The organism is Stutzerimonas tarimensis, from assembly GCF_042648805.1.
GTDB classification, from domain to species: domain Bacteria; phylum Pseudomonadota; class Gammaproteobacteria; order Pseudomonadales; family Pseudomonadaceae; genus Azomonas; species Azomonas tarimensis.
In genome coordinates this window covers 99,210-117,524 of the sequence record NZ_JBHRXZ010000029.1, presented here as the reverse complement: position 1 = coordinate 117,524, position 18,315 = coordinate 99,210, and the positions used below count along the sequence as shown (strand labels likewise).

Genomic DNA, 18,315 nt, shown 5'->3' with positions numbered 1-18,315 from the left:
CGCCATCGGCCGGATCAGGTTCGAGTGACCGGGGTCCACATCGAATCCAGGCTCTGGCGCGGCGTTTCACCGCGCCGCAAGCCTCGGCTTTGTTTTAAACTCGCGTCTTAAGTCTTCAGGAACCCCGCCATGTCCCATCCTTCCCCCGCGCCCCTCGACCTTCTGCTGCTGCCCACCTGGCTGGTGCCGGTGGAGCCGGGCGGGGTGGTGTTCAAGGACTACGGGCTCGGCGTGCGCGACGGCAAGATCGCCCTGCTGGCGCCCCGTGATGAAGCGCTCAAGCACCCCGCCACCCAGGTGCGGGAATTGCCGGACATGCTACTCGCCCCTGGGCTGATCAATACCCATGGCCACGCCGCGATGACACTTTTCCGCGGCCTGGCGGACGACCTGCCACTGATGGCGTGGCTGCAGCAGCATATCTGGCCGGCTGAAGCGCGCTGGGTTGACGAGGCGTTCATCCGCGACGGCACCGACCTCGCGATCGCCGAGCAGCTCAAGGGCGGAGTCACCTGTTTTTCGGACATGTATTTCTACCCTGACGTTGCCAGCCAGCGTATCCATGAAAGTGGCATGCGCGGCCAGATCGCCATTCCGATCCTCGACTTTCCGACGCCCGGCGCCCGCGACGCCAACGAAGCCATGCGCCGCGGCGTCGCGCTGCATGACGATCTCAAGCACCACCCCCGGCTGAGCGTCGCCTTCGGCCCACATGCGCCCTACTCGGTCGGCGATGACAAGCTCGAGCAGATTCGCATTCTCGTCGCGGAAATGGATGCCTGCATCCATATGCATGTCCACGAAACCGCCCATGAGGTCGAGGAGGCGCTGCAAAAGCACGGCGAACGCCCGCTGGCACGGCTGGCGCGCATGCAACTGCTCGGTCCCAGGTTCCAGGCCGTGCACATGACCCAGATCAGCGACGAGGACCTCGCCCTGCTGGTCGAACACAATTGCAGTGTGATCCATTGCCCCGAATCCAATCTCAAGCTCGCCAGCGGCTTCTGCCCGGTGGAGCGGCTATGGGAAGCCGGGGTCAACGTGGCCATCGGCACCGACGGCGCAGCCAGCAATAACGATCTCGACCTGCTGGGCGAGACCCGTACAGCGGCGCTGCTGGCCAAGGCGGTATGTGGCTCGGCCACTGCCCTGGACGCCCACCGCGCCTTGCGCATGGCCACCCTGAACGGTGCTCGGGCACTGGGCCTGAGCGACTGCACCGGATCGCTGGAGATCGGCAAGCTCGCCGACATGGTCGCGTTCGATCTTTCCGGACTGGCCCAACAGCCGGTCTACGACCCGGTCTCGCAGCTGATCTACGCCACCGGCCGGGATGCGGTTCGGCACCTCTGGGTCGGCGGCAAGCAGCTGGTCGAGGATCACCAGCTCACCCGCATGGACGAGAACCGGCTGATCGCCACCGCCCGTGAATGGGGCGCCAGGATCGCCGCGGCCGATCGCGCCTGATGTGACAAACCGCCGGGATGCCCCGGACGCCCATGACAGGCTAAGCTTGCAGCAGAGCTGCCAGGCCTGATCCAGAAGCACTGAACAATGGAAACCACCATGAGCAATGTCGATCACAGCGAAATCGCCAAGTTCGAAGCCCTCGCCTACCGTTGGTGGGATCGCGAAAGCGAGTTCAAACCGCTGCACGAGATCAACCCGCTACGGGTCAACTGGATCGATGAGCACGCCCCGCTGTCCGGCAAGAAGGTGCTCGACGTCGGCTGCGGCGGCGGCATCCTCAGCGAGTCCATGGCCCGCCGAGGGGCTGTGGTCACCGGTATCGACATGGGCGAGGCGCCACTGTCGGTCGCCCGCCTGCACCAGCTGGAATCCGGCCTCCAGATCGACTACCGGCAGGTCACGGCCGAAGCCCTGGCCATGGAGGCGCCCGGCCAGTTCGATGTGGTGACCTGCATGGAGATGCTCGAACACGTACCCGACCCGGCTTCGGTGATCCGGGCCTGTTTCACCCTGGCCAAGCCCGGCGGCCAGGTGTTCTTCAGCACCATCAACCGCAACCCCAAGTCCTACCTATTCGCCATCATTGGCGCCGAGTATGTGCTCAAGCTGCTGCCCCGTGGCACCCATGACTTCAAGAAATTCATTCGTCCTTCGGAGCTGGGTGCCTGGAGCCGAGACGCCGGCCTGGCGGTAAAGGACATGATCGGGCTGACCTACAACCCGCTGACCCGGCACTACAAGCTTGGCGCCGATGTGGACGTCAACTACATGATCCAGACCGTCAAGGAGGCTTGATGCGGTTGCGCGCGGTTCTGTTCGACCTTGACGGCACGCTGCTCGACTCAGCACCGGACTTTATCGCCGTGGTCGATGCCATGCGCGCCGCACGCGACCTGCCACCCGTGGAACCTGCGCGTATCCGCGACGTGGTGTCAGGGGGCGCCCGGGCCATGGTGCTGCACGGCTTCGACATCGATCCCTTTGCCGAGGACTTCGAGCCGTTGCGCATCGAGTTCCTGGAACGCTACCTGGACCACTGCGCCGTCCATAGCCAACTCTATGAAGGCATGCCTGAACTGCTTTCGGATATCGAGGCGGCGGGGCTCAAGTGGGGCGTGGTGACCAACAAGCACGTGCGCTTTGCCGCGCCGATTCTCCAGGGACTAGGGCTGGCCGAACGTGCCTCGGTGCTCATCTGCCCCGACCACGTCAGCCGCAGCAAACCCGACCCTGAACCGGTCTTGCTGGCCTGCAGCCGCCTCGGCGTAAAGCCGATCGAAGCCCTGTACATCGGCGACGACCTGCGCGACATCGAATCCGGTCGCGCCGCCGGCACCCGTACCGCTGCGGTCCGTTATGGCTATATCCACCCTGACGACAACCCGGGCCACTGGGGCGCCGATGTCGTGGTCGACCACCCGTCCGAACTCAGGGCTCTGCTGGATCGGGCGTTGTGTGCTTGCTGAATGGTTGTGCGCTTGCTGAATTATCGCTGGAGGCGGTAGCGGGACGCTGAACGAAAGGGCGACCTGATACGTGCCTTTCGTCAAGCCTCCAGCCTTCAGCACCGTTATCGTCTTTTCCACTTTTAGGGATTTTCATGTACGACTACACCCCCCGCCCCGACCTGCTTGCCGGGCGCGTCATATTGGTCACTGGCGCCGGCCGGGGTATCGGTGCCGCGGCGGCGAAGGCCTACGCCGCGCATGGCGCGACCGTATTGCTGCTGGGCAAGAACGAGGACAACCTCAACCGCGTATACGACGAAATCGAGGCCGCCGGCCACCCCCAGGCGGCGGTGATTCCGCTCAACCTCGAACAGGCCCAGCAGAATCAGTACAACGAACTGGCTGCAATGATCGAGAACGAGTTCGGCCGGCTCGACGGCCTGCTGCACAACGCCTCCATCCTTGGTCCGCGCACCCCGCTGGAACAGCTGACCGGCGAACAGTTCATGCAAGTCATGCAGGTCAACGTGAACGCCATGTTCATGCTCACCAGCACCCTGCTGCCGCTGCTGAAGCTTTCCGAGGATGCCTCGATCGTCTTTACCTCCAGCAGTGTCGGCCGCAAGGGACGAGCCTATTGGGGGGCCTACGCGGTATCCAAGTTCGCCACCGAGGGCCTCATGCAGGTGGTAGCCGACGAGGTGGACGGCATTACCCAGGTCCGCGCCAACAGTATCAACCCTGGTGCCACCCGGACCGCCATGCGCGCCCTCGCCTACCCCGGCGAGAACCCGGCGAGCAACCCGCTTCCGGAAGAGATCATGCCCCTGTATCTCTATCTCATGGGACCTGATGCCAGGGGTGTCAACGGACAGGCGTTCGACGCCCAATAGAGCGGTTTGGGTTGCCGGAATTCCGGCAACTTACTGGCCACTAACGTCAATATGCCATCACTCACCTGGCAGTTCAGTTTCTCGCGCTCCGCTTGATCGCATAACTCTTTGGAAAATAAAAACTTTCCGAAAGTGGCATCGAATTCGCACTATTTTTTTTTAACCAGTGCACTCAAGCGCGACGAGGCGGATATGCAGCCCCATCAGCCAACCGGCAATATCATCGAATTCGACACCAGCAGAATGTCGTCGCTGGAACAGGTCCCTTCGCCCTTCCACGTCCCGCGCCCTGCCAGCGTGGCCGAGCTACACCGCCAGCTTGGCCAGCAACTGCAGACGAGCCTCGAGGCGGATCGCCTGCTCGGGATCTTTCTGACCGCCGTACGCGCATTGGTTCCGGTCAGCGGGCTGAGCTACCGCCACGGCCCAACCGACCTGCGACTGGAACTCGGTGAAGCGGCGCCGCACCGGACCCGCTACCACCTCAACCATCTCGGCGAGAGCATCGGCGAACTGGTCTTCCAGCGGTCCACCCGGTTCGACGACTTCGAACTTCACCAGCTCGAGGCACTGCTGCCCTGCCTGCTGTTTCCCCTGCGCAACGCCCTGCTGTACCGCGCCGCGCTGCTCGACGCGCTGCGTGACCCGCTCACGGGTGCGGGCAATCGGGTGGCCATGCAGCAGACCCTGACCAGAGAGGTCGAACTGGCACGCCGACACGGGCAACCGCTGTCGGTGCTGATGCTAGACATGGACCATTTCAAGTCGATCAACGACCGATTCGGTCACCCCTGCGGGGACGAGGTCCTAAAGGCGGTGACCACCAGGCTGAAGTCGCAGTTGCGTAACGTCGACATGGTATTTCGCTACGGCGGCGAGGAATTTCTCGTACTGCTCTCGAACACGCCCGAGAAGTCGGCAGCATTGGTGGGGCAGCGGCTTTGTCAGGCGGTGAACAGCATGGAGTTCTGCAGTCATGACGGCCATCTGCCGCTCACGGTCAGCATGGGCTGCGCCAGTTATCGCGTGCCGGAAACCCTGGACGCCCTGCTGGCCCGTGCCGACAGCGCCCTGTACCAGGCAAAGCGCAACGGTCGCAACCAGATGCGTCTAGCTGTCTGAGCCGCGTCGGCCGCTGCCCACCAACCTCGCCGCTGGGCGGGGTTCGTGGGCAGCGGGAAAGCCGGAGGCTCAGCGCCGGGTAAAGCCCGGACGCTGCCCTTCGCCAGCCGGGGCCGGCGACCTGCGTTTGCCCGGCTTGTCGCCGCCCGGCTTGCGTGCGGGACGCTCGTCCTGGCTGCGCTCACGCTTGCGGTTATCGCCCGGCCGCTCGGCCACCGGGGTACCCCGCGGCTTGTCCTGTGCCGGCCTTGGCTTGCGTGCCGGCTTCTGCTCCTGGCGGGCCGGTGCATCGGCCTCGTGGGACGGGCGCAGCTCTCGGACACGGCGCTCATTGCGCGTCATTGGCTTGGCGGCCTTGCGTTGCAGGCGGTCGAGCTTCTCGCGAACCTTGGTCTTCATCTCCGGCAACGCCACCGGGGTCAGGCCGAGTTCCTCGCTGAGGATATCGACTTCGCGCTGGCTCATCTCGCGCCAGCGGCCCATCGGCAGGTCCGAGTTGAGAAACACCGGCCCGAAGCGCACGCGCTTGAGGCGGCTGACCACCAGGCCCTGCGACTCCCACAGGCGACGGACCTCGCGGTTACGGCCTTCCATCACCACACAGTGGTACCAGTGGTTGAAGCCTTCGCCGCCTGGCGCTTCCTTGATGTCGGTGAAGCGCGCCGGACCATCCTCGAGCATCACGCCGTTCTTCAGCCGTTCGAGCATTTCCTCGTCGACTTCCCCGCGAACCCGCACGGCATACTCGCGATCCATCTCGTAGGACGGGTGCATCAGCCGGTTGGCAAGCTCGCCATCGGTGGTGAACAGCAGCAGGCCGGTGGTGTTGATGTCCAGGCGGCCGACATTGATCCAGCGACCTTCCTTGGGATGCGGCAACCGGCTGAATACCGTCGGCCGGCCTTCAGGATCGTCGCGGGTGCAGATCTCGCCGTCGGGCTTGTTGTAGATCAGCACCCGGCGTACCACTCGCGCGGCGTCTTCGCGGCGCATCAGCCGACCATCGACTGCGATGGCATCGTCGGGCTCGACCCGCTGGCCAAGCGTGGCGACCTTGCCGTTGACCTGGACCCGGCCCTGGGTGATCCAGCTTTCGAGGTCACGGCGCGAGCCGAGCCCGAGGTTGGCAAGTACTTTCTGCAGTTTTTCGCCACGTGGCGTAACGTCTTGTTCCATCGGGCACCTCCCGGTGTGCGATCTAAGGGGCGCGAATCATACGCGCATCCGGGCCACGCTGCATGCAGTCGCGCCGTTATCCCAATGCGGCCAACGCCTTGGCAGAGGCACGCTCGATCTCGGCCCAGTCTCCCCGTTGGAGTGCGTCGGCGTCGATCATCCAGGTGCCGCCCACGCACATGACGTTGGGCAGCCTGATGTATTGGCTCGCGTTGTCCGGACTCACCCCGCCGGTGGGGCAGAAACGCACCCCCGGGAACGGCCCGCCGTAGGCCTTGATCGCCGCGACGCCACCGGCGATCTCCGCTGGAAACAGCTTGAAGCGACGGTAGCCAAGGGCATAGCCGAGCATGATGTCCGACGCGCTGGCAGTACCGGGCAGCAAGGGTACGGGAGCGGAAACCCCGGCCTTGAGCAGATCAGGCGTCACGCCGGGTGAAACCAGAAATTGCGCGCCGGCTGCCACGCATTCATCGAGCATCTGCGGATTGAGCACAGTACCGGCGCCCACGCACAACTCGGGACGCTCCCTGCGCAGCAGGCGGATCGCGTTCAGCCCATGGGCCGAACGCAAGGTGATTTCCAGGGTATTGAGGCCCCCAGTGGCGAGCGCATCGGCCAGCGGCAGAATCTGCTCCTCGCTGCCGATGGTGATCACCGGGAGGATGCGGGCCCGTACGCACAGGCTGTCGATCAGATCGTTCTTCTGTTCCATGTCCAGACTCATGGGACGGTCTCCAGCCTCAGGGGCACCAGTAGATTTCCAGCGGCGAATGCATGAAGGCGCGAATCGGCATCTGCAGCGGCGTCGCCTGCAGGGCCCGTTCGAGTGTCTCCAGCTTCGAGGTCCCCTGGATAGCCAGGCACTGCACGCGTGCTCCAGCCAGCATGGGATAGGTCAGGGTGATTCGTTGAGCGGGCGCGACTGGCGCCTGCATGGGCAGACAGCGCACCTGGCATTCACTGTCGAGCCCTTCTGCCAGGTTCGGGTTGCCGGGAAACAGCGAGGCCGTGTGGCCGTCCTCGCCCATCCCCAGGATCACCACATCGAAGGGACGGCGCAGGCTGGCCAGCGCATCCGAGGCCAGCGAAACGGCCTCCTCGATCACATCCGCCGGCTGGTAGAGGCCGACCATCTGCGCCGTCGCGGCCTCGTTCTGCAACAAATGCCGACGTACCAGCCCTTCGTTACTGGCCGGATCGTCGACCGGAACCCAGCGTTCGTCGGCCAGGCAGACCTGCACCCGACTCCAGTCCAGCGTCCGCCGTGACAGGGCCTCGAAGAAGGGAATGGGGCTACGCCCGCCCGACACCGCCAGGCTTGCCGAACCGTCGGTCTGCACAGCAAAGGACAAGGCCTCGGCAACCCTGTCCGCCAGCGCCTCGGCCAGACGCTCGGCGTCGGCCAGGCTGTGCGCGACGACGCCCGTGGGCAGTTCGAGTTCAGAGATCGCCATACCAGGACCTCCCGTCACGGGTGATGAGGGCAATGGAGGCTACCGGCCCCCAGGACCCTGCAGGATAGATCTTGGGGCGATCGCCGAGACGCGACCAGCCCTCTATGAGCTGATCGCACCATTGCCAGGCGTATTCGATTTCGTCCTTACGCACGAACAGGTTCTGGTTGCCCTGCATGACCTCCAGCAATAGCCTTTCGTAGGCATCGGGGATCCGCGAACTCTTGTAGGTTTCGGAAAAGTTGAGCTGCAAGGGCCCGCTGCGCAAATGCATGCCCTTGTCCAGGCCCTGTTCCTTGGTCATCACCTGCAGCGAGATTCCTTCTTGCGGTTGCAGGCGGATGATCAGCCGATTGGTGATCAGCGAGCGTTGCTCGGGGGCGAAAATGTAGAAGGGCGGCTCCTTGAAGTGGATCACGATTTGCGACAGCTTCTGCGCCATGCGCTTGCCGGTCCGCAGATAGAAGGGCACTCCTGCCCAGCGCCAGTTGCAGATGTCTGCACGAAGGGAAATGAAGGTCTCCGTACTGCTCTCGGGATTGGCGTTTTCTTCCTCGAGATAGCCGGGCACCGGCTTGCCACCGCTGTAGCCCGATCCGTACTGGCCGCGCACCACGCGCTGACTGATCTGCTCGCGGGTGATGGGCGCCAGAGCCTTGAGCACCTTGACCTTCTCGTCGCGGATGCTGTCGGCGGCCAGGTCACTGGGCGGGTCCATCGCAGTCAGGCAGAGCAGTTGCAGCAGGTGATTCTGCAGCATGTCGCGCAATTGCCCGGCCTGGTCGAAGTAACCCCAGCGGCCTTCGATACCGACGGTCTCGGCCACGGTGATTTCCACGTGGGAGATATGGTTGTGGTCCCACTGGGTCTCGAAAAGGCTGTTGGCAAAACGCAGGGCGATGAGGTTCTGAACCGTTTCCTTGCCCAGATAGTGGTCGATCCGGTAGACCCGGGTTTCCGGGAAGAAACGTGCCACGGCTTCGTTCACCACCTTCGACGAGGCGAGGTCATGACCGATGGGTTTTTCCAGTACCACACGGCTCTGCTCGGCAAGACCGGCGCCCGCCAGGTTTTCACAGATCGCGCCATAGACCGCCGCGGGGGTGGCGAAATAGGCGATGAGCGGCCGGTCCGGGGCGACCCGCTCGGCCAGGGATGCGTAATCCTCGGCGCGACGGAAATCCATGGCCAGGTAGTCCAGGCGGCCGATGAATCGCTGCATCACGCTTTCGTCGACCTCTTCGGCTGCAATGCGGGCGCGCACCGCCTGCTCGATACGCGCCAGCTGCGCTTCGGGCGGCGCCGCTTCGCGGGCCAGCGCCAGGACACGCGTCTGTTCGTTGAGCAAGCCGGCACGATCGAGCTGGTAGAGGGCCGGAAAGAGCTTTCGGGTCGAGAGGTCACCGGTGGCGCCAAACAGCGCAAAGGTGACGGCTTCTACGATTATGGCGGGCATAGTCTCCACATGTCGCTGTTGGCCATGGCCAGCAATGCCGGCTGGAATGAAAAGATTACCGAACCGCTCGGCGCTGGCAGGCGTGCTCGGGATGGGCACCTCGTTCGACTGTCCCCTGCCAGGGCTGTTCCGGTCAGCCGTCCTCGAGCAGCTGTTCCAGAGCCACTCCCGCACCGGTCAGACCGGGATAGTCCGCGGTGACCAGCCACACCGGGACGGCCTCCAGAAAGCGGCTCATCCTGCCCTTGTCCCTGAAGGCGTCGAGAAATCCGCTGGCCAGGAAAAAATCGACGAAGCGAGGGATCACGCCTCCAACGATGTATACACCACCGCGGGCGCCCAGCGTGAGAACGTTGTCGCCGACGATGCGGCCGAGCCAGGCACAGAACTGCTCCAGCACGCCGGCTGCGTAGGCGTCACCGGCGAGTGCCGCCCCGGTGATCTCGGCAGGGGACTGCAGCACGGGCTCCACGCCGTCCAGCGAACAGCACGCGCGATAAAGCGTCAGTAGTCCGCGACCGCTGAGTACCGACTCGGCCTCCACATGGTCAACCTGCTGACTGAGGTACTGCCACAGCGCCGCTTCGCGGGCCGAGCCCACCGGCACGCAGACATGCCCCCCCTCCCCTGGCAAGGCCCGCCAGCCGCCGCCCTTGAGCGGCAGCAGCCCGGCGACGCCCAATCCGGTACCGGGACCAATGACCAGGCAGGGGCTATCCGGATCGGCCTCACCCTGGGCCACGACTACCCTGTCCGCGAGATCCAGCCGGGTCATGCCCAGTGCCATCGCCGCGAAATCGTTGACCAGTTGCAGGTGCCTGAGTCCCAGCTCTGCCGAGAATGCCCGGCGGCTGATCCGCCAGTGGTTGTTGGTGAAGCGAAACTCGTCATCCTGAACCGGCCCGGCACACGCCAGGCACACCGAGTCCAGCGCTTCGACCGGCTGGTTCAGGCCGGCCAGGTAAGTCCGAATGGCATCGGCCGGGGTCGCATAGTCCACGGTCGGCAGCACCCGTACCGCACTCAACTGGCTGTCCCGCCAGAGCGCCAGGCGAGCATTGGTGCCACCGATATCCCCCACCAGCGCCAGCGTCATTGCAACTCATCCAGCGCTGCGGTGAAGGCGCTGGCCCCAAGCTCAGCCGAGCTGAACGAATGACGCATGAAGGCGAAGAGCTCACGACCGTAACCGATGCCCTGCCCCGGCGGCGGGGAAGCCGGCTCGCGGCGCGCCAGTTCGTCGGCAGCGACCCGCACGGTCAGCTCGCCAGTCTCGCTGTCGACGCGGATCACATCGCCGTCGCGGACCTTGGCGATGACGCCGCCATCAAGCGCTTCCGGCGAGACATGGATGGCGGCGAGCACCTTGCCCGATGCACCGGACATCCGCCCGTCGGTGACCAGCGCGACGCGATAGCCTCGGTCCTGCAGCACACCGAGAAAGGGCGTCAGCTTGTGCAGTTCGGGCATCCCGTTGGCCTTTGGCCCCTGGAAGCGGACGACCGCCACGAAGTCGGTTTCCAGTTCGCCGGCCTTGAAGGCCTCGGCCAGTCCGGCCTGGTCATGGAAAACCCGAGCGGGCGCCTCGACCACCCGCTGGTCCGCGACGACCGCGGAAATCTTGGTCACGCTGCGCCCGAGATTGCCTTGCATCACCCGCAGGCCGCCTTCGGGCGAAAAAGGCCGCTCCACCGGGCGCAGAATACCCTCGTCAAGGCTGTTCATCGGCGCGTCACGCCAGGCCAGGCGGCCATCCTCCAGATAAGGTTCGCGCAGGTAATGGCGCAGCCCCTGCCCCATCACGGTGTAGACGTCCTCATGCAAGAGCCCGGCGTCGAGCAAGGTGCGAACCAGGAAAGGCACCCCGCCGCAGGCATGGAAGTGGTTCACGTCGGCATTCCCGTTGGGATAGACCTTGGCCAGGGTCGGCACCACCGCCGAGATGTCCGCCATGTCCTGCCAGGTCAGCTGGATGCCGGCGGCGCGGGCAAAGGCCGGGATATGCAGGGTGTGGTTGCTCGACCCGCCCGTGGCACACAGCGCCACCACCGAATTGACGATCGTCTTCTCATCGATTACCCGAGAGAGCGGAACGTACTGGCCTGCCTGACGGGTCAGCCTCGTGACCTGCCGGGCCGCCTCCCTGGTCAGCTCGTCACGCAGCGGCGTGTAGGGGTTGACGAAGGACGATCCAGGCAGCTGCAGGCCCATCATCTCCACCACCACTTGATTGGTGTTGGCCGTGCCGTAGAAGGTGCAGGTGCCCGGACTGTGATACGACTTCATCTCCGACTCCAGCAACTCCTCGCGGCTGGCCTTGCCTTCGGCGTAGCGCTGGCGCACCTCGGCCTTTTCCTTGTTCGGGATGCCCGAGGGCATGGGCCCGCCCGGCACGAATACAGTCGGCAAATGGCCGTAGCGCAGCGCCCCGATCAGCAGACCGGGAACGATCTTGTCGCAGATACCCAGACACAGTGCCGCGTCGAACATGTTGTGCGACAGCGCGACGACCGTGCTCATGGCGATCACCTCGCGGCTCGCCAGGCTCATTTCCATTCCAGGCTCGCCCTGGGTAACCCCGTCGCACATGGCCGGGACGCCGCCCGCGAACTGGCCTACCGAGCCCAACTCGCGCAGGGCCTCCTTGAGGATCTCGGGGAAGTGTTCGTAGGGCTGGTGAGCTGAAAGCATGTCGTTGTAGGAGGAGACGATGCCCACGTTGACCTCGTTCATCAGCCGCAGCCGCTGCTTGTCCTCCTCGACGCCGCAACCAGCCACGCCATGGGCGAAATTGGCGCACTGCAGCTTGCCCCGATGAGGCCCGTCGCTGGCCATCGAAGCCATCAGCTCCAGGTAGCGCGCGCGGGTGCTCTGGCTGCGCTCGACCAGTCGCTCGGTGACTTCGAGAATTCGCGGATGCATGTGTTCACTCCTGCTAAAGACCGGATATCGATTAGGTTAGCGCATCAGAACGGGTGGCCAGAGTAGCCTTTCTGGCAGTTTGGTGAGCAAAAGCGCCACTGAAGTTCAGCCCCGCCTTGACGCTCGGCCATTGCCCGTCAGGGTTCGGACGACCGGGGCGGTGGCAGCTCGGTCGGCTCGGGCAGATCGGCGAAATCGGTCTTGAGTCCTCGCTCCATGCCATCGAGTTCCGCCAGCAGACTGCGAAAGCTGGTCTGCTCCGCCGGCTCGGCGGCAGGCTGCGCGACCGGCGCTTGTGGCGAGACGTCCTCCTCCAGGGAGGCCGGGCCGATCTCCAGCTCGCGCAGCACCGCCAGAGGCGGTAACTCATCGAGGCTTTTCAGGTTGAAATGATCGAGGAAGCCACGGGTAGTGGCGAACATCGCCGGCCGTCCCGGAACCTCGCGATGGCCCACGACGCGAATCCACTCGCGCTCCTGCAGGGTCTTGACGATCTGGCTGCTGACCGCGACGCCACGAATCTCCTCGATCTCGCCGCGCGTGATCGGCTGCCGGTAAGCGATCAACGCCAGGGTTTCCAACAACGCCCGCGAATAGCGCTGTGGTCGCTCCTCCCATAGCCGACCCACCCAGGGTGCGAATTCGCGGCGCACCTGCAGGCGATAACCACTGGCCACCTCGCGCAACTCGAAGCCGCGCCCCTCGCAGGACTGCTCCAGCACCGCCAGCGCCTGGCGCAGCAGCGCCGGCTCCGGTCGTTCGGCATCCTCGAACAACTCGGCCATGCGCTCCAGCGGCAGCGGCCGGCCCGCGGCCAGCAGGAAGGCCTCCAGAAGCGCGGCGAGATCACGGGGTTCGGTCAGGTTCATCAGTCGACTCGGGCTCGGACGTGAATCGGCGCAAAGGGCTCATTCTGCACCAGCTCGACCAGGGACTCCTTGATCAGCTCGAGCACCGCCATGAAGGTGACCACCACGCCGAGCCGCCCCTCCTCTGCCTGGAACAGCTCCACGAAGGCCACGAACTCGCCGCCCTTGAGACGCTCCAGCACTTCGCTCATGCGTTCCCGAGTTGACAGTGCCTCGCGGCTGATCTGATGGCGCTCGAACATGTCGGCGCGCCTGAGCACCTCCGCCATCGATAGCAATACCTCTTCCAGGCTCACCACCGGCAACAGCCGCCGCGCTCTCGCCTCTGGCGCCTCCAGTCTCGGCACCTGCAGTTCGCGGCCTACCCGCGGCAAGGCATCAATGTCCTCGGCAGCCTGCTTGAATCTCTCGTATTCCTGCAGCCGGCGAATCAGCTCCGCGCGGGGATCGCCCTCGTCCTCTTCAAGCGCTGTCGAGCGCGGCAGCAGCATGCGCGACTTGATCTCCGCCAGCATCGCGGCCATGACCAGATACTCGGCTGCCAGCTCAAGGCGTACCGCTTTCATCAGCTCGACGTACCCCATGTACTGGCGGGTGATATCAGCCACCGGAATGTCGAGAATGTCGATGTTCTGCTTGCGAATCAGATACAGCAGCAAGTCCAGCGGCCCCTCGAAGGCTTCGAGAAAGACCTCCAGCGCATCTGGCGGGATGTACAGGTCCTGCGGCAGCTCGTTGAACGCCTCGCCATAGACCAGTGCCAGCGGTAATTGCGCTGCGGCTTCCAGGGTGGGCTCCGATGTCATGAGGGCTCGGCTGCGCTCAGCGATATTGCAGGCCCATCGCCTGACGGACCTCCTGCAGCGTCTCACGCGCCTCGTCGCGGGCATGGTCGGCCCCTTCGGCGAGGATGCTGCGCACCAGATCGGGACTCTGCTGGTAATCCTCGGCACGCTCCTGGATCGGCGCCAGCTCGGCCCGGACCGCGTCGATCAGCGGGGCCTTGCACTCCAGACAGCCGATACCGGCACTGCGGCAACCTTCTTCAGCCCAGGCCAACACCGCTACCTCGCTGTGCACCTGATGCATCTGCCAGACCGGGCAACGGGTCGGCTCGCCCGGGTCTTCGCGGCGTACGCGAGCCGGGTCGGTAGGCATGCGCCGGATCTTTTCCTCGATTACCTGCGCAGAGTCACGCAAATGGATGGCGTTGCCCGCCGCATTGGCCATGCGCAAGCCGTCCAGGCCGGTGATCTTCGGCGTGTCGCTGAACAACGCCTGCGGTTCGGGAAGCAACAGCTTGCTGATGCCTTCCAGGTAGCCATAGAGCCGCTCCTGGTCACCAAGGGTGATGGTCTGCTGCTCCTTGACCAGCGCCTGCGCCGTACTCAGCGCTTCGAGGTCGCCCTGCTCCTGATAGGCCTTGCGCAAGCTCACGTAGAGCTTGCCGGTCTTGCGCCCGAGCTTGCGCACGGCCGCTTCGGCCTTTTGCTCGAAGCCCGGCTCGCGGCCATAGAGGTGATTGAAGCGCCTGGAGATGTCCCGCGCGAACTCGACGTGCAGCATCTGATCAGCCCCCACGGGTACCAGGCCGGCACGATAGAGCAGGATGTCGGCTGCCTGCAGCAGCGGATAGCCGAGAAAGCCGTAGGTGTTGAGGTCGCGGGTCTGCTGCTCCTGCTGCTCGCGAAACGAGGGCACTCGCTCGAGCCAGTTGAGCGGGCAGATCATCGAGAGCAGCAGGTGCATCTCGGCATGCTCGGGAACCTGGGATTGCACGAACAGCGTTGCCGAGCTCGGACTCACGCCGGCGGCCAGCCAGTCGACCGCCATGTCCATGACATGCTGCTCGATATTCCCGCTCGACTCGTAGTGGGTGGTCAGCGCATGCCAGTCGACAATGCAGAAATAACATTCGTGCTCGTGCTGCAGGCGGATCCAGTGCCTCAGCACGCCATGATAATGCCCGAGGTGCAGCGGCCCGCTCGGCCGCATCCCCGAAACGACACGGCGCTGGGAGTCGAAAGCGCTCAAAGGGGGTGTCCTTGCTTGGCTGTCCTGGACGTGACACGGCTCATGCCGACGCACCGAAAGGCGCCGGGTCGCCACAGCCGACCCGGACGATTTCCGGATCACCTTCCACCAGGCTGATCACGGTCGAGGCCTCCATGCCGCCATAACCACCATCGACGATCAGATCGACATGGTGTTCCAGCGCATCGCGCATCTCGTAAGGGTCACTCAGCGGAAGCGTCTCGCCTGGCAGGATGAGACTGACACTGAGCAGCGGCTCGCCGAGTTCGGCGAGCAGCGCCTGGGCGATGGGCTGCTCCGGCACACGGATTCCGATGGTTCGCCGTTTCGGATGCAACATGACCCGTGGCACATCACGCGTGGCGTTGAGAATGAAGGTGTAGGGCCCTGGCAGATAGGTGCGCAGCAGGCGGAAGGTCGCGGTATCGACCTTGGCGAAAGCCCCCAGCTGTGACAAATCGCGGCAGACCAGGGTGAAGTTGTGCTTGTCGTCCAGTTGCCGCAGCCGCCGTATGCGCTCCAGCCCCGCCTTGTTACCCATCGCGCAGCCCACAGCGTAGGACGAATCGGTCGGGTAGACGATGATGCCGCCGCCCCGGATGATCTCGACCGCCTGCTTGATCAGTCTTGGTTGCGGGTTATCGGGGTGGATCTGGAAAAACTGGCTCATGCAGGGCCTTCGGCATTGCGGATGGTGGGGTCATTCTGCCGGAAGTGCCGCCAGACTGGCGACAAATCCTCGGGTAACGCGCGGTACAAGCCAAGCTCGGACCACTCGGCAGGCGCATGGAAGTCGCTGCCGGCACTGACCATCAGGCCGAATTCCCGCGCAAGAATCGCCAGGGAGCCGACCTGCTCGGCGGGCTGCATACCGTTGACCACCTCCAGCGCATGGCCCCCGCCCTGGGCAAAGGCGGCAACGAGCTTGCGGCGTTTGCTGCGGGTGAAATCGTAATACCAGGGATGCGCCAGGCTGATCCAGGCACCAGCCTCGCGAAGCGTGGCCAGAGTGTCGTCGAGCTCGGGCCAGTGCTGCTTGACGTCGCCAAGCTTGCCCGCGCCCAGCCACTTGCGGAACGCTTCCGAACGATCCCGGACGTACCCGGCCTGGACCAAATAATCGGCGAAGTGCGGTCGGGCAGGGGCGTTCTCGCTGCTGCCCAGTGCGCGCTGAATCGACAGAGCGCCTTCGAGCGCATCGCCAATGCCCTTGGCGGCCAGCCGTTCGGCGATGGTCTCGGCGCGTCGCCAGCGCCCTTCGTGCAGTCGCTCAATCGCTTTGCCAAGGGCCTCGGAGGCAAGCGGAAAACCGTAACCCAGCACGTGGATGGTCGTTCCACCCCAGACACAGGACAACTCGACGCCGTTGACCAGTTGCACACCCAGCCGGGTCGCGGCGGCATGCGCCTCCTGCAGCCCCTCGAGGGTGTCGTGATCGGTCAGCGCCAGCAGGGTGACGCCTCGCTCGTAGGCACGCTCCACCAATAGCGTCGGCGTCAGGGCGCCATCGGATGCTGTGCTGTGGCAGTGCAGGTCAACCTTCAATCTTTGGCTCTCTTTAGCTGGGTCATGGCTTTCAGACCGTGGGCAGGCTCCTCGGTGCCTGCCGTTCAAGCCACGGCCCGGTTTGATATTATGCCTGTCTCCACCAACCTCGCGCCCGACAATCGTAAGCGCGGGACGGTCACGCCACCATGAGGTCTGCATGCTCTACGCCATCATTGCCACCGACGCCGCCAACTCCCTCGAAGCCCGCCTGGCCGCCCGCCCGGACCACATCGCCCGCCTCGAAAAACTCAAGGACGAGGGTCGGCTGGTGCTCGCCGGCCCCCATCCTGCGGTCGACAGCAACGACCCCGGCACGGCCGGCTTCACCGGCAGCCTCATCGTCGCGGAATTCGAGTCGCTGCAAGCCGCCGAGGCATGGGCAGCGGCCGACCCCTACCGCGCCGCCGGGGTCTACAGCGACGTGCTGGTCAAGCCATTCAAGCGCGTTCTTCCCTGACCTCCAGCGAGCGAAACCAAGGAATGTCGAGGCCTATCACCGTTGCGCCGCTCACCCTGAGCCTGCAGGCATCGCCCGGCTGGCTCGATCAGCAACAACGCTGGTCCGTGCCCGGCGCGGGCATCGCCCTGTCGAGCTGCATGGCCGGGCTGCTCTTTTCACGCGGGCAACGCTGCCGCCAATGGCTGAACTGACGACATGAGTAAGCTGCTACTGATCGACGACGACCAGGAACTCTGCGAATTGCTGGGCGCCTGGCTCGGCCAGGAAGGTTTTACCGTCCAGGCCGCGCACGACGGGCAGTCTGCCCGCCAGCTGCTCGCCGAGGCGCGCCCGGACGCGATCATTCTCGATGTGATGCTGCCGGACGGCAGCGGCCTGGAGCTGCTGCGGCAGCTGCGCCAGGACTACCGCGACTTGCCCGTACTGATGCTGTCGGCGCGCGGCGAGCCGCTCGACCGCATCCTCGGGCTGGAGCTCGGTGCCGACGACTACCTGGCCAAACCCTGCGATCCACGGGAACTCACCGCCCGGCTGCGCGCCGTACTCCGGCGCAGCCAGCCTGCTGCCGCCACGGGCCAGCTCGAAGCGGGCGATCTCCAGTTCAGCCCCGGCCGCGGCGTGGTCAACGTCGACGAGGTCGAGGTGGCACTGACCCTTACCGAAGGGCGCATTCTCGAAGCGCTGCTGGCACAGCCGGGCGATCCGGTCGACAAGCAGGCCCTGGCCGAGCTGGCGCTGGGGCGCAAGCTGACGCTGTACGACCGCAGCCTCGACATGCATGTCAGCAACCTGCGTCGCAAACTCGGCCCCCACGCCGACGGGCGCCCACGCATCGTCGCGCTGCGCGGCCGTGGCTACCTCTATCAGCCACAGTGACGGCTGCTTCCCGGTGCTTTACGGAACCTTTACCAGGGGCTGACTGCACTTGACCTTGCGCTGCCTAGACTTTCACTCATCCGGTCACCGACCGATAGACGAGAGGAAAAGCTCATGATTCGCAAGACCCTTACTGCTCTGGTATTCGCCGCCTCGCTGCCTGTCCTGGCATTTGCCATGCCCGGCCCAGGCGGGATGGAAGGCCACGACGGACATGGCAAGCGGGGCGGACAGCACCACCAGATGTTCCACAAGGATCTCGACCTGACCAAGGAGCAGCGCAGCGAGATGCGCAAGCTGATGAGCGAACAGTTCAAGGCCCAGCACGAGATCACCCAGCGCTACCTGGACAAATTGCCGGAAGCCGAGCGCAACGCCCTGACGGAGGAGCGCAAGGCCAGCCAGGAGAAGACTCATCAGGCCATGCGCGGGCTGCTCAAGCCCGAGCAGCAGGTCAAGTTTGACGAAGCCATGGAAAAAATGAAGGAAAAACGCGCCGAGCGAGCCGAGTTCGAAAAGTGGAAAGCCGATCGCGCCCAGCAGTAACGCTCATCTGATCAGCAGCCCGAACCCGGCCGCTCTGC

General features: G+C 64.7%; 20 protein-coding genes. 9 read left to right on the top strand and 11 right to left on the bottom strand.

Annotated features, from left to right (window positions below; genetic code table 11):
- Positions 1-129: 129 nt before the first annotated feature.
- From ACFOMF_RS17810 to ACFOMF_RS17790, 5 genes are all read left to right on the top strand, one after another.
- Entirely contained in the window at positions 130-1,467 is a 1,338-nt protein-coding gene (locus ACFOMF_RS17810) for a TRZ/ATZ family hydrolase (RefSeq protein WP_386367403.1), read from the top strand.
- A 99-nt stretch (positions 1,468-1,566) separates the two neighbouring features.
- On the top strand, positions 1,567-2,265 hold the full coding sequence (ubiG, locus tag ACFOMF_RS17805) for a bifunctional 2-polyprenyl-6-hydroxyphenol methylase/3-demethylubiquinol 3-O-methyltransferase UbiG (RefSeq protein ID WP_386367401.1): 699 nt from the start codon (positions 1,567-1,569) through the stop codon (positions 2,263-2,265).
- Positions 2,265-2,936 (top strand): N-acetylmuramic acid 6-phosphate phosphatase MupP, encoded by a 672-nt coding sequence (gene mupP, locus ACFOMF_RS17800; RefSeq protein WP_386367399.1) that lies wholly within the window; start codon positions 2,265-2,267, stop codon positions 2,934-2,936. The genes ubiG and mupP overlap by 1 nt, the downstream gene beginning before the upstream one ends.
- A gap of 134 nt (positions 2,937-3,070) precedes the next feature.
- The gene (locus ACFOMF_RS17795) at positions 3,071-3,811 is read left to right on the top strand and encodes a YciK family oxidoreductase (RefSeq protein WP_386367397.1); all 741 of its coding nucleotides are present in this window, start codon (positions 3,071-3,073) and stop codon (positions 3,809-3,811) included.
- A gap of 192 nt (positions 3,812-4,003) precedes the next feature.
- Complete coding sequence (locus ACFOMF_RS17790) at positions 4,004-4,933, top strand: GGDEF domain-containing protein (protein WP_386367395.1); 930 nt, start codon at positions 4,004-4,006, stop codon at positions 4,931-4,933.
- Between the two features lie 69 nt (positions 4,934-5,002).
- Here ACFOMF_RS17790 and rluB read toward each other — a convergent pair whose 3' ends face one another.
- The 11 genes from rluB to ACFOMF_RS17735 form a co-directional block, all read right to left on the bottom strand.
- Positions 5,003-6,109 (bottom strand): 23S rRNA pseudouridine(2605) synthase RluB, encoded by a 1,107-nt coding sequence (gene rluB / locus ACFOMF_RS17785; protein ID WP_386367393.1) that lies wholly within the window; start codon positions 6,107-6,109, stop codon positions 5,003-5,005.
- A 76-nt stretch (positions 6,110-6,185) separates the two neighbouring features.
- Positions 6,186-6,830, bottom strand: coding sequence for a bifunctional 4-hydroxy-2-oxoglutarate aldolase/2-dehydro-3-deoxy-phosphogluconate aldolase (locus ACFOMF_RS17780; RefSeq protein ID WP_386367564.1), 645 nt, complete (start codon positions 6,828-6,830; stop codon positions 6,186-6,188).
- 22 nt (positions 6,831-6,852) lie between these two features.
- On the bottom strand, positions 6,853-7,566 hold the full coding sequence (gene pgl / locus ACFOMF_RS17775) for a 6-phosphogluconolactonase (protein WP_386367391.1): 714 nt from the start codon (positions 7,564-7,566) through the stop codon (positions 6,853-6,855).
- Positions 7,553-9,022, bottom strand: coding sequence for a glucose-6-phosphate dehydrogenase (gene zwf, locus ACFOMF_RS17770; RefSeq protein WP_386367389.1), 1,470 nt, complete (start codon positions 9,020-9,022; stop codon positions 7,553-7,555). The genes pgl and zwf overlap by 14 nt, the downstream gene beginning before the upstream one ends.
- Positions 9,023-9,155: 133 nt before the next feature.
- A complete protein-coding gene (locus ACFOMF_RS17765; RefSeq protein ID WP_386367387.1) occupies positions 9,156-10,118 on the bottom strand; it encodes a glucokinase in 963 nt (320 codons plus the stop codon).
- The gene (gene edd, locus ACFOMF_RS17760) at positions 10,115-11,944 is read right to left on the bottom strand and encodes a phosphogluconate dehydratase (RefSeq protein WP_386367385.1); all 1,830 of its coding nucleotides are present in this window, start codon (positions 11,942-11,944) and stop codon (positions 10,115-10,117) included. Before edd ends, ACFOMF_RS17765 begins: the two co-directional genes overlap by 4 nt.
- A gap of 137 nt (positions 11,945-12,081) precedes the next feature.
- Complete coding sequence (scpB, locus tag ACFOMF_RS17755) at positions 12,082-12,813, bottom strand: SMC-Scp complex subunit ScpB (protein WP_386367383.1); 732 nt, start codon at positions 12,811-12,813, stop codon at positions 12,082-12,084.
- Positions 12,813-13,619, bottom strand: coding sequence for a segregation and condensation protein A (locus ACFOMF_RS17750; RefSeq protein WP_386367381.1), 807 nt, complete (start codon positions 13,617-13,619; stop codon positions 12,813-12,815). Before ACFOMF_RS17750 ends, scpB begins: the two co-directional genes overlap by 1 nt.
- A 16-nt stretch (positions 13,620-13,635) precedes the next feature.
- On the bottom strand, positions 13,636-14,847 hold the full coding sequence (locus tag ACFOMF_RS17745) for a tryptophan--tRNA ligase (protein ID WP_386367379.1): 1,212 nt from the start codon (positions 14,845-14,847) through the stop codon (positions 13,636-13,638).
- Positions 14,848-14,887: 40 nt separating this feature from the next.
- Positions 14,888-15,517, bottom strand: a complete 630-nt coding sequence (locus ACFOMF_RS17740; RefSeq protein ID WP_386367377.1) for an L-threonylcarbamoyladenylate synthase — start codon at positions 15,515-15,517, stop codon at positions 14,888-14,890.
- Positions 15,514-16,392, bottom strand: a complete 879-nt coding sequence (locus ACFOMF_RS17735; RefSeq protein ID WP_386367375.1) for a PHP domain-containing protein — start codon at positions 16,390-16,392, stop codon at positions 15,514-15,516. The genes ACFOMF_RS17740 and ACFOMF_RS17735 overlap by 4 nt, the downstream gene beginning before the upstream one ends.
- A gap of 160 nt (positions 16,393-16,552) precedes the next feature.
- Here ACFOMF_RS17735 and ACFOMF_RS17730 point away from each other — a divergent pair, with 160 nt between their 5' ends.
- The 4 genes from ACFOMF_RS17730 to ACFOMF_RS17715 all read left to right on the top strand — a co-directional run bounded on the left by ACFOMF_RS17730 (position 16,553) and on the right by ACFOMF_RS17715 (position 18,277).
- Positions 16,553-16,852: a YciI family protein gene (locus tag ACFOMF_RS17730; protein ID WP_386367373.1), complete on the top strand. Its 300-nt coding sequence runs from the start codon at positions 16,553-16,555 to the stop codon at positions 16,850-16,852.
- A 23-nt stretch (positions 16,853-16,875) separates the two neighbouring features.
- The gene (locus ACFOMF_RS17725; RefSeq protein WP_386367371.1) at positions 16,876-17,046 is read left to right on the top strand and encodes a hypothetical protein; all 171 of its coding nucleotides are present in this window, start codon (positions 16,876-16,878) and stop codon (positions 17,044-17,046) included.
- Positions 17,047-17,050: 4 nt separating this feature from the next.
- A complete protein-coding gene (locus ACFOMF_RS17720) occupies positions 17,051-17,731 on the top strand; it encodes a response regulator transcription factor (protein WP_386367369.1) in 681 nt (226 codons plus the stop codon).
- A gap of 117 nt (positions 17,732-17,848) precedes the next feature.
- The gene (locus ACFOMF_RS17715; RefSeq protein ID WP_386367561.1) at positions 17,849-18,277 is read left to right on the top strand and encodes a Spy/CpxP family protein refolding chaperone; all 429 of its coding nucleotides are present in this window, start codon (positions 17,849-17,851) and stop codon (positions 18,275-18,277) included.
- Positions 18,278-18,315 lie beyond the last annotated feature (38 nt).

What these genes read in the sequence shown, in the direction of transcription:
- ACFOMF_RS17795 (WP_386367397.1), top strand. Translation starts at nt 3,071, where the DNA reads ATGTACGACTACACCCCCCGCCCCGACCTGCTTGCCGGGCGCGTCATA.
- ubiG (WP_386367401.1), top strand. Translation starts at nt 1,567, where the DNA reads ATGAGCAATGTCGATCACAGCGAAATCGCCAAGTTCGAAGCCCTCGCC.
- ACFOMF_RS17810 (WP_386367403.1), top strand. Translation starts at nt 130, where the DNA reads ATGTCCCATCCTTCCCCCGCGCCCCTCGACCTTCTGCTGCTGCCCACC.
- zwf (WP_386367389.1), bottom strand. Translation starts at nt 9,022, where the DNA reads ATGCCCGCCATAATCGTAGAAGCCGTCACCTTTGCGCTGTTTGGCGCC.
- scpB (WP_386367383.1), bottom strand. Translation starts at nt 12,813, where the DNA reads ATGAACCTGACCGAACCCCGTGATCTCGCCGCGCTTCTGGAGGCCTTC.
- rluB (WP_386367393.1), bottom strand. Translation starts at nt 6,109, where the DNA reads ATGGAACAAGACGTTACGCCACGTGGCGAAAAACTGCAGAAAGTACTT.
- ACFOMF_RS17740 (WP_386367377.1), bottom strand. Translation starts at nt 15,517, where the DNA reads ATGAGCCAGTTTTTCCAGATCCACCCCGATAACCCGCAACCAAGACTG.
- pgl (WP_386367391.1), bottom strand. Translation starts at nt 7,566, where the DNA reads ATGGCGATCTCTGAACTCGAACTGCCCACGGGCGTCGTCGCGCACAGC.
- ACFOMF_RS17720 (WP_386367369.1), top strand. Translation starts at nt 17,051, where the DNA reads ATGAGTAAGCTGCTACTGATCGACGACGACCAGGAACTCTGCGAATTG.
- ACFOMF_RS17790 (WP_386367395.1), top strand. Translation starts at nt 4,004, where the DNA reads ATGCAGCCCCATCAGCCAACCGGCAATATCATCGAATTCGACACCAGC.
- edd (WP_386367385.1), bottom strand. Translation starts at nt 11,944, where the DNA reads ATGCATCCGCGAATTCTCGAAGTCACCGAGCGACTGGTCGAGCGCAGC.
- ACFOMF_RS17730 (WP_386367373.1), top strand. Translation starts at nt 16,553, where the DNA reads ATGCTCTACGCCATCATTGCCACCGACGCCGCCAACTCCCTCGAAGCC.
- mupP (WP_386367399.1), top strand. Translation starts at nt 2,265, where the DNA reads ATGCGGTTGCGCGCGGTTCTGTTCGACCTTGACGGCACGCTGCTCGAC.
- ACFOMF_RS17765 (WP_386367387.1), bottom strand. Translation starts at nt 10,118, where the DNA reads ATGACGCTGGCGCTGGTGGGGGATATCGGTGGCACCAATGCTCGCCTG.
- ACFOMF_RS17725 (WP_386367371.1), top strand. Translation starts at nt 16,876, where the DNA reads ATGTCGAGGCCTATCACCGTTGCGCCGCTCACCCTGAGCCTGCAGGCA.
- ACFOMF_RS17750 (WP_386367381.1), bottom strand. Translation starts at nt 13,619, where the DNA reads ATGACATCGGAGCCCACCCTGGAAGCCGCAGCGCAATTACCGCTGGCA.